This window comes from Planomonospora alba (assembly GCF_039534085.1).
Lineage (GTDB): Bacteria > Actinomycetota > Actinomycetes > Streptosporangiales > Streptosporangiaceae > Planomonospora_B > Planomonospora_B alba.
The window spans coordinates 21,799-31,271 of record NZ_BAAAUT010000072.1 but is presented as its reverse complement, the minus strand read 5'-3'; the positions used below and the strand labels follow the sequence as shown (position 1 = coordinate 31,271).

Genomic DNA, 9,473 nt, shown 5'->3' with positions numbered 1-9,473 from the left:
GCGCCCGCGACAGCTCGGCGGCCTGCTCGTCCAGCTGCCGGGCGCGCCGCTGCGCGGTACCGGCGTTGGTGATCAGCCGGACGATCAGGAACCCCATCAGGCCCGCGAACATGGCCAGCGGCGTCAGGAAGTCGAGCGGGTCCACCGCCGTGCCGGACGGGACGGTGAGGATGAGGGAGAGCGGGCCCGCGCAGGCCGCGAGCAGGAAGGCGACGCCCCGGGCGACGGTGAGGTGGCCCTCGGTGGCGGTCTCCCGCGTCTCGGCCGCCGCCGGGTGCAGCGCCGCCGCTCCCACCAGGACGCACCACAGCAGCCAGCCGCTGTTCTCCAGGAGCCCGTTGCTCCAGACCACGCCCTGCTGGTAGGTCAGCGCGTACAGCACGTCGCTGGCGAACATGCCCACCAGGCCCAGCGCGAGCATCGCGTAGGACGGGTTGCGCAGGCCGTGGGTGAACCAGAGCCGGAGCACCAGGAACTGCACGACCAGGTCCGCTGCGGGGTAGACCGCCGCCAGGAGGACCTCCTGGTCGGACAGCGCGCCGAAGCCCCCGTAGGGGTTGAAGTAGACCGTCCAGTAGACGAAGGCCATGCCGAGCAGGATGACCATGGCGTCCAGGGTCGTGCCCGCGTCACGGGTGCCGGCCCCGTTGCCCGGCAGCCGGCCCAGGCCGGCCAGGAGCAGCGGGTAGGCCGCCAGGTAGCTCAGGCCGAGCCAGAGCGGGACCGCGTCGCCGCCTGCGGTCACCGTGTACCAGCCGGCCCAGGTCAGGTCCGCGGCCGTCCAGACCACCGCGCCGGCGGCGATCAGCCGCCACGCCGCCGGGACGGCCGGGCGGCGCGCGCGGACCGCGACGACCGCCGCCACCGCCGCGACGACCGGCACGGCCGTCCGGACGGTCATCGCGATCCCCGCGGGCGCCAGCAGCCCGGCGACGCTCACCAGCAGGCCGAGCGCGGCGAAGACCAGCCAGGCGGGGGGGCGGGTGCGCCGGGCCTCGCCGGTCTGCCTCTCGGCGGAGGCGTCTGGCTGCATGTGGTGCTCTTCTCCTGGTGTGCGGTCCGGTGGGCGGCGGTGCCGGTGCGGGTCAGACGTCGTAGCGGTACAGGTCGTGGGTGCGCATGAGGTCGATCAGCTTGCCGGGGTAGGCCGGGTCGGTGGCGTAGCCGGCCTTGGCGATCTCCCGGGCGAACCGGTCGGGGTCGCCGGTGTGGGCGAACGCCCGGCGGTAGCGGCTGTTGGAGACGAGGAAGTCGCCGTGGTCGGCGAAGGAGTCCGCCGCGGTGCGGTAGGTGCGGAAGGACGCGGTGGTCTTGCCGCAGCCGCCGGATCCGCACTCGGTGGTCGGGTAGTCGCGGCAGCCGGCCGCGCGGCCGGCGGGGCCGCCGAAGCACTTGATGCCGAAGTAGTTGCGGTCCCGGGCGGCCAGCGTGCTCTTGCCCCAGCCGGACTCCAGGATCGCCTGCGCCAGGGTCACCGACGCGGGCACGCCCGTCTTCAGCATGCTCTGCCGGGCGGCGGGGCCCACCTGCCGGATGAACTGCGCCGGGCCCGCCGGGGCGGCCCGCTCGGCGGCCCAGGACGGGGCGGAGCCGGTCGCGGCGCCCGCGGCGGGCTCCGGCACGGGCGCGGGCGCCCGCACGGCGGCGCCCGCCGGTTCCGGGACGGTTGCGGGGGCGGGCTGGGCGGGGGTGCCGGGGAGCCGGCCGGCGGCGGCCGCCACGAGCGTCAGGTCGCACCGGTCGACGGGGGCCGAGCGCACCGCGTAGGCGTCGGGGACGTAACCGCCGCCGTCCAGGCGCAGCCAGGAGCCGGTGGTCCTGACCGTGCCGCGGACCCAGTCGCCGGGGACGCGGCACTCGACGGCGAAGCGGGAGCCGTCGGCGAGTTCGCGCAGCTTCTCGGAGGTGCCGCTGGGCTCGCTCCGCACGGGCAGGGGGTCGCCGCCGGTGCGGACCCGGGCCGTGCCGGGCTCCTCCTCGGCGGAGGCGGGGGTCGCGGGGGTCGCCGCGGTGCCGCCGACGGGGGAGACGGCGTCCAGGAGGGGGAGGGGGTCGGCCGTGACGGGCCTGACGGGAGCCGGGGGGAGCCCGGAGGGGACGGCGTGGGCGGTGCCGCTCAGCGGACCCACCCCCACGACCAGGCATGACAGTACCGCGACGCCGGTGGTGAGCACCCGGCCCAGCCCGCGCCGCGCGGTCGGCTCCAACATAGCGACAACGCTCGGTGACCGAGGATGCACGTTCGGTTGCGCGCCGGGTGCAGATCCGTTGCGCGCACCGGCGGGGGCGCGGGCGCGACCGGGGGAGAGCCACGTCACGACCAGCGGAACAGGGTTGATAACGTTCTGTTTGAGATGAATTGCTCAATGTGACGAGTCTCGGGGTCCTTGGGGGAGGATCCGGCGTGCTAGGGGGACACGTGGGGGGCAGCATGCTGAACAGCGGGGGCCGGCTCGGCCGCACCGCCGCGCGCCCGTCCGACGCCGTGGAGACCACACGGGCGATCCTGGGCCTGCTCGGCGAGCGGTTGCGCGGTTCCGAGGACACCAACGGGATGAACGCCGACACGGTGCTCCTGGCCGGGCTGCGCAGCGTGCCCGGCGTGCTCGGCGCCGAGCTGCGGCCCGCCGACGCCACCCCGCCCGCGGACGGCGAGCGGCTCTGGCCCGCCGGGCCCGGGCGCATGCTCGCGGTGACGCTGGCGCAGGGCCTCGACGGCCAGGGGGTGCCCGAGGCGCTCGCCTGCCTGGCCGCCGCGCTGGACGCGTCCTGGCGCCGGGACGCGGAGTCCCGCGCCGAGGCCCCCTCCCACACCGAGAAACTCGCCGCGGCCAAGACGGAGTTCATCTCCACCGTCGTCCACGACCTGGCCACGCCGATCACGCCGATCCTCGCCTACGCCGGCCTGCTGGCCGACCCGGAGACCGGGCCGCTCACCGGCGACCAGCGCGAGTTCGTGAAGGTCATCGAGCGCAACGCCGTACGGCTGTCGGAGCTCCTCAACGACCTGCCGCTGCTGGCCGACCCCTCCGCCGCCGAGCCCGAGCTGCGTCCGGAGCGGGTGGACCCGATGGAGCTGGTGCGCGAGGTCGTCTCCCAGTTCCGGGCGGGCGCGCTGCACGCCGGGGTCTCCCTGCGCTACCACGCCCGGCCCGGACCGGCGCTGAGCTGCAACGCGGTCCGCATCCGCCGCATGCTCGACATCCTGCTGACGGCCGCCATCACCCGCGCCGGGCCGGGCGACTCCGTCGAGGTCGAGCTGCGGCCCACGGTCGACGGCTGGCTGACCGAGATCACCTGCACACTCTCCGGCGAGGAGGCGAACGTCACCGACCAGGCCGGGCGCGGCGAGGACCCCGCGGGGGAGAAGGCCTGGCCGCGGCTGGGCATGGCCCGCGCCATCGCCGGCATGCACGGCGGCACGCTCCAGCTCGTCGAGGACGGCACGACACGCTCGCAGGTACTCGTGGAACTCCCCTGGGAACCGGCCCACGACCAACGGGAGGGCCGATGAGCCGCCTCCTCGTCGTCGAGGACGACGCCGACACCCTCACCGCCATCCAGGTGCTCCTCGGCCACAGCGGGCACGAGGTGATCCCCGCCACGGACGGCCGCAGCGGCCTGCGCCTGCTGCACCAGCACAAGCCGGACGCGCTGATCCTGGACATCGGCCTGCCCGTCATGGACGGCTGGCAGGTCCTGGAGCGGGTCCGCGACATCAGCGACCTGCCGATCCTGATCCTCACCGGCCGCGGCCAGGAGCGGGAGAAGGTGCGGGGGCTGCGCGCCGGGGCCGACGACTACCTCGTCAAGCCGTTCTCCCGGGGCGAGCTCACCGCCCGGGTCGAGGCGCTGCTGCGCCGGGCGGGCACGGCCTCCTGGGCCGAGGACGTCTACGACGACGGGCTCATCCGGGTGGAGCCCGCGACCCGGACGGTGTTCGTGGAGAACGAGGAGGTGCACCTGACGCCGACCGAGTTCCGCCTGCTCAACACGCTCGTACGGCACGCGGGCAACGTGCTGAGCTCCTCCCAGCTGCTCTCGCTGGTCTGGGACGACCCCACCGGGCTCAGCCCGGAGCGGGTGAAGTTCGCGATCCTGCGCCTGCGCCGCCGCATCAGCTCCGACACCTCCAACTCGCCCATCGAGGCGGTCCGGGGCGTCGGCTACCGCTACCGCCCGCCGGTCCAGCGCCAGGACGGCAAGGACACCCTCTCCTTCCGCCGCTGACGGGCGGCCGCACGGCGCGGCGGGTCAGGCGTCCACGCACCGCCTCGGATGCTCGCCGGGCAGCTTGCCCACGGCCTGGTGGCCCACGCCGGGCGGTGCCCCGGTCTCCCTGCGGGCACAGCCGCGTTCCCTCGGGCGCCGGGCGGTGGCGCGGAACGCGCTCACTCGCCCTCCTCCTGCTCCGCCGCCTCCTCGGGCCTCTGGTCCGAACCGTAGCGCCGGCCGCGCCCGGCCGGCTCGCCGATCTCGTTCGGCTTCGCGCCGAGCCTGGCGGCGCAGGTGGGGATCCGCACCGTCACCGTCGTCCCCTCGCCCTCCCGCGAGCTCAGCTCGAAGGCGCCGGAGTGGTTGGCGACGATGCTGCGCACGATCGACAGTCCGAGGCCCGTGCCGGGGATCGACCGCTCGGTGGCGTTGGAGGCGCGGAAGAAGCGGGTGTCCAGCCGCTGCAGCTCGTCCTCGGGGATGCCGATGCCGGTGTCGGAGACCCGCACCACCGCCTGGTCCTCCTCCAGCGCCACCCGCACGTCCACCCGCCCGCCGGCGGGGGTGAACTTCACCGCGTTGGACAGCAGGTTGACCAGGGCGCGGTCGAGCTGGTTGGGGTCCCCGTCGATCATGAGCGAGCCCGTCGGGCACTCGATGCCCAGCGCGACCTCGGCCTGCTCGGCGGCCGGGCGCATGGACGCGACCGCCCCCTCCGCGACCGCGCACAGGTCGGTCTTCTGCTTGACGGTGCGGAAGGCGCCGGACTCGATGCGCGAGAGCGTCAGCAGGTCCTCGATGAGCAGCCGCAGGCGCGCGGTGTTGCGCTCGATCGCGTCGAGCATGTGCTCCTGCACGGGGTTCAGCTCCCCGGCCTCCTCGTCCTGGAGGATCTCCAGGTAGCCGGAGATGCTGGTCAGCGGGGAGCGCAGCTCGTGGGAGACCGCGGACATGAAGTCGGTCTTGGCCGCGTCCAGGGCCCGCAGCTCCTTGACCAGCTCCCGCTCGCGGCCGTAGAGGCGGGCCTGGTCCAGGCCGCGGCCCAGGTCGGCCCCGACGCTCTTGACGGCCTCGATCTCCTCGGTCGTCCAGGGGGCGCCGGCGCGGGTGACCAGGATCGCGCCGAACAGCTCGCCGCCCGTGCCGAAGGGCGCGAACACGTACTGCAGGTCGCCGAGCGCGCGCAGCGCCCGGGCCGCGGCGTCGGGGACGTAGGGGGGCGGGTCCGCGGTGGAGCCGCTGGAGGCCGCACCCTCCGCGTAGAGCCGCTGGGCCTGGTCGGAGGGCGCGGGCAGCAGGGGGACGGCGCTCTTCTCGGCGATCCTGCCCGCCGTCCACGCCAGCTCGGGAGGGCCGATCCGGCCGTCGCTGACGAGCTGGATGAACACCTGGTCGGCGGGGAGCCGCTCGCCCAGGAGCGTGGCCGCCTCGCGGATGACGGCGTCGGCGTCGAGGGTCTGGCGGATGCGCCCGGCCGTCTCGTACACCACCGCGGCCAGCCGGGCGCGCTCCCGCTCGGCGCGGCGGAGCCGTTCGCTCTCGTCGGCCAGCGAGTTGATGGCCGCGCCCAGCTCGCGGATCTCGGTCGGGCCCTCCGCGGCGGGGACGCGGGCCTCGTGCTCCCCCGCGGCCAGGCGGCGCAGGGTCGCGCGCATGCCCCCCAGCGGGGAGACCAGCGCCCGGTAGGTGCGCACCGAGGTGACCAGGGCCATGACCACCGCGACGACGGCGAAGACGACCACCCCGGCCAGGCCCAGGAGGCGGTTGCGCTGGCTCTCGTCGTACAGCGCCTGGGTCCGGACCGCCAGGTGGCTCTCCAGCGCGTTGGACGCCTGCAGGATCGGCTCGTAGCGGGCCATGAGGCCCGCGGCGTACTCGCGGGCCTGCGCGCTCTCCGGCTCCGCCCGCTCCGCCTCGGCGGCGTAGACGTACCAGTCCTCGACCAGCCGGGCGAGTTCGCCGGCCAGCCGCTGCTCCCGGGGCTGGTCGGACTCGGTGGTCAGGACCTGCAGGAACGGCCGGTAGGAGGTGCGGGCCTGCTCGTAGGAGGTCGGGGGCTGGTCGAACAGCAGGTGGTTGCGGAGTCCCCGGACGGCGTCGCTCATCGTGGAGCGCAGCTTGAAGTTGTTCAGCCGGAGCGGGACGTTGTACTCGACGAGCCGGTCCAGCGCGGCGCCGTGCCGTACGGACTCGGTGGCGGCGACGACGCCGGCCAGCAGGACGAGCGAGACGAGCAGCGCGAAGGCGTGCCGCAGGGTGCTCGCGACACTGCGGTCCGGCCACCTCATCGCCGTTTCCCTCCCGTGGGCCTGCCCTGGGCGGAGAACCCCTCCCGCGTCATTACCCCCCAGACCTGCTGTGTACGGCGCAGCGCCGCGACGATCCCCTGCACGCCCCACCAGGCGTTGAACTGCCGGTACCCGATGTTCTCGGCGAACGCCGCCAGCGCCGCGACGCCGAGGTCGCGCCAGCGGGTGTAGCGGTGGAAGGCGTACTCCTCCACGGCCAGCGCGGTGAACGCCACCAGCAGCGCGTAGCCGTAGGAGGCGAGCATGATCGCACCGGCGAAGGGGAGGTCGATGGCGCCCACCAGCACCCCGAGCGGGACCAGGACGAGACCGCTCAGGCTCACCAGCGGGGCGAGCAGCTCGAAGACCACGTAGTACGGCAGGGCCAGCAGCCCGATGCGCCCGTAGCGGGGGTTGCCGAACATCGCGCGGTGCTTCCACGCCAGCTCGGCCAGCCCGCGCGACCAGCGGCGCCGCTGCCTGCCCAGCACGGCGAGCGTGGACGGCGCCTCGGTCCAGGAGACCGGCTCGGAGACGAAGACGATGCGGTAGTCGCGGTCCTGCTCGCGCATGTGCCGGTGGAGCCGGGTGACCAGCTCGGCGTCCTCGCCGATGGAGTCGGGGTCCAGGCCGCCGATCTCCACGACGGCGTCCCGCCGGAACAGCCCGAACGCCCCGGAGATGATCAGCAGGCCGCCCAGCCGCGACCACCCGGTACGGCCCAGCAGGAAGGCCCGCAGGTACTCGATCACCTGGATGCGGACCAGCCACTGGCGCGGCATGCGCACCGTGACGACCCGGCCGCCGACCACGTCGCAGCCGTTGGCGATGCGGATCACCCCGCCGGTGGCGACGGTGCGCAGCGGGTCGTCGGTGAACGGCTTGGCCACCGACAGCAGCGCCCCCGGGTCCAGGATGGAGTCGGCGTCGACCATGCAGACCAGGGGGTTGCGGGCGAAGTTGATGCCCACGTTGAGCGCGTCGGCCCGCCCGCTGTTGCTCTTGCGGACCACCGTCAGGACCTGCGAGCCGCCGCCCGGCACGTGGACGGAGAGCACCCGGCCGCGGGTCGGGATGTCGTCGGGCACCACCCGGGGCACCTCGACGAGGTCGTACTCCTCGCGCAGCCGGTCGAACGTGCCGTCGCGCGAGCCGTCGTCGACGACGATGATCTCGAAGCTCGGGTACCGCATCGACAGCATCGCGCGCACGGCCTCGACGATGCCCGCCTCCTCGTTGTAGGCGGGCATGATGACGCTGATGGCCGGGTTGAGCGGGTTGCTGTAGACGTCGTCGGCGCCGGCGAAGGCCACGCGCCGGTGGTAGTGGACGGAATCCCAGGTCGCCAGGGCGATGAGCACCAGGTAGCTGGTGTTGACGCACAGGAAGTAGACCATCACCGCGGCGCCGGAGACCGCCAGCAGCCACCGCACGCCCTCCGCGAGCGCCTCCAGCACGCCCGGCACGCCCGCGGCCGCCGCCCCGGCGGCGAGCGCGCCCTCCCTCATGGCGCCGGGGCCGGCCTCGCCGGGTGCCGCCCTTCGGCCAGGGCGAGCACGGCCAGGGCCTCCCGGGCGTGGGCGGCGGCCCGCACGCCCAGCGCCCCGTCGGCGGCCTCGCGCAGGGTCTCCGTGCCGGGCCCGCCGAGCCGGGTGAGCGAGCGGGCCGCGTGGTGCGCGACCCGGTAGTGGTGGTCGGCCAGGAGGGCGCGCAGCGCCGGGACCGCGGCGGGCGCGCCGACGTCCCCCAGCGCACCGGCCGCCTCCGCCCGCACGGCCGTCGGGTAGGTGAGGCCGACCGCGTCGGTGAGCGCGTCCAGGCACGCCGGCGTGCCCAGCCGGCCGAGCGACCGGGCGGCCCGGGTGCGCACGTCGGACGACGGGTCCAGGGTCAGCGCGCGGATCAGCGCCGAGACGGAGCCGACGGAGCCGATGAGCCCGAGCACCTCCGCGGCGATGGCGCGGACCTCCGGGGCGGTGTGGGCCATCGCCTTGGTCAGCGCGGGCCGGGCCGCCGGGCCGATGGCGATCAGCGCCTGGACGACCACGTCGGACGGCACCCGCCCGCCGGCCAGGCAGTCCAGGAGCGGCCCGGCGGCCTGGGGCTCGGCGATCCGGCCCAGCGCCCGCGCGGCCGCGGTCCGCACCTCGGGGTGGCGGTCGGCCAGCAGGCGGGTCAGGTCGGGCACCGCCTCGGCGTGGCGCAGCAGCCCCAGCACGGTGGCGGCGCGGGCCCGCCGTACCGAGCCGCGGCGCGACAGGTCGGCCACGGCGTCGCGGGCGACGCCGCGCTCCTCGAACAGCCGGGTCAGCGCGGCGTTGCCCTGGCCGCTGACCTTGCCGAGCAGGCCGACCGCGCTGGCGCGGACCGCGTTCCACCGGCGCCGGTCCAGCGCCGCCAGCCGCCGCAGCACCTCCTCGACGTCCTCGTCGCCGCCGGTGAGCCGGATCAGCAGGGGCCGGACCTCGGCGGCCAGGCGCGCGTCGCGCCGCTGCCGCGCGCGGCGCACGGACCGTCCCGTGACGATCACCGCCCCCAGCACGCTCACCGCGAGCAGCAGCAGCGCCAGCGTGACGGAGACGAGCTGGACCGAGGTCACGCCCGCGCCCTGGTCAGCACGGACTGCACCCGGTCGGCCAGCACCCGCGGGCTGAACGGCTTGACGATGTAGTCGTCGGCGCCGGCGGCCAGCCCGACCGACACGTCGCTCTCCTGGGCGCGCGCGGTCAGCAGGATGATCGGCAGGTCCGCGGTCTGCTGGTCCCTGCGCAGCTCCCGGCAGACGTCGATGCCGGACATGCCGGGCATCATGACGTCCAGGAGCACGATGTCGGGAAGCTGGTCGCGGACCTTCCCCAGCGCCGACCGGCCGTCCCCCACCGGGACGACGGTGTGACCGCTCTGCCGCAGCTTGAAGACGATCAGGTCACGGATATCGGGGTCGTCTTCGGCGACGAGGACGATGGCCAT

At 75.0% G+C, this 9,473-nt stretch carries 9 protein-coding genes; 2 read left to right on the top strand and 7 right to left on the bottom strand.

The genetic code is table 11. The features are described from left to right. Both ABD823_RS30400 and gsmA read right to left on the bottom strand, forming a co-directional pair. Window positions 1-1,033, bottom strand: a 1,033-nt coding sequence (locus ABD823_RS30400; RefSeq protein WP_344865593.1) for a hypothetical protein, incomplete at its 3' end; no start/stop codon positions are given. Between the two features lie 52 nt (window positions 1,034-1,085). After that, entirely contained in the window at window positions 1,086-2,210 is a 1,125-nt protein-coding gene (gene gsmA, locus ABD823_RS30395) for a sporangiospore maturation cell wall hydrolase GsmA (protein ID WP_344865591.1), read from the bottom strand. Between the two features lie 221 nt (window positions 2,211-2,431). Here gsmA and ABD823_RS30390 point away from each other — a divergent pair, with 221 nt between their 5' ends. Together ABD823_RS30390 and ABD823_RS30385 are read left to right on the top strand one after the other, a co-directional pair. After that, entirely contained in the window at window positions 2,432-3,514 is a 1,083-nt protein-coding gene (locus ABD823_RS30390) for a sensor histidine kinase (protein ID WP_344865589.1), read from the top strand. Beyond that, window positions 3,511-4,230 (top strand): response regulator transcription factor, encoded by a 720-nt coding sequence (locus tag ABD823_RS30385; RefSeq protein ID WP_344865587.1) that lies wholly within the window; start codon window positions 3,511-3,513, stop codon window positions 4,228-4,230. Before ABD823_RS30390 ends, ABD823_RS30385 begins: the two co-directional genes overlap by 4 nt. 24 nt (window positions 4,231-4,254) lie before the next feature. Here ABD823_RS30385 and ABD823_RS30380 read toward each other — a convergent pair whose 3' ends face one another. From ABD823_RS30380 to ABD823_RS30360, 5 genes are read right to left on the bottom strand one after another with little or no spacing between them, the layout of a single operon-like run. Next, a complete protein-coding gene (locus ABD823_RS30380) occupies window positions 4,255-4,395 on the bottom strand; it encodes a hypothetical protein (RefSeq protein ID WP_344865585.1) in 141 nt (46 codons plus the stop codon). Next, window positions 4,392-6,503 carry a HAMP domain-containing sensor histidine kinase gene (locus ABD823_RS30375; protein ID WP_344865583.1) on the bottom strand — a complete coding sequence of 704 codons (2,112 nt, stop codon included), beginning with the start codon at window positions 6,501-6,503 and terminating at the stop codon, window positions 4,392-4,394. The genes ABD823_RS30380 and ABD823_RS30375 overlap by 4 nt, the downstream gene beginning before the upstream one ends. Beyond that, window positions 6,500-8,011, bottom strand: a complete 1,512-nt coding sequence (locus tag ABD823_RS30370) for a glycosyltransferase family 2 protein (RefSeq protein WP_344865581.1) — start codon at window positions 8,009-8,011, stop codon at window positions 6,500-6,502. Before ABD823_RS30370 ends, ABD823_RS30375 begins: the two co-directional genes overlap by 4 nt. After that, on the bottom strand, window positions 8,008-9,102 hold the full coding sequence (locus tag ABD823_RS30365) for a HEAT repeat domain-containing protein (RefSeq protein ID WP_344865579.1): 1,095 nt from the start codon (window positions 9,100-9,102) through the stop codon (window positions 8,008-8,010). Before ABD823_RS30365 ends, ABD823_RS30370 begins: the two co-directional genes overlap by 4 nt. Further along, window positions 9,099-9,473, bottom strand: coding sequence for a response regulator (locus tag ABD823_RS30360; protein ID WP_344865577.1), 375 nt, complete (start codon window positions 9,471-9,473; stop codon window positions 9,099-9,101). Before ABD823_RS30360 ends, ABD823_RS30365 begins: the two co-directional genes overlap by 4 nt.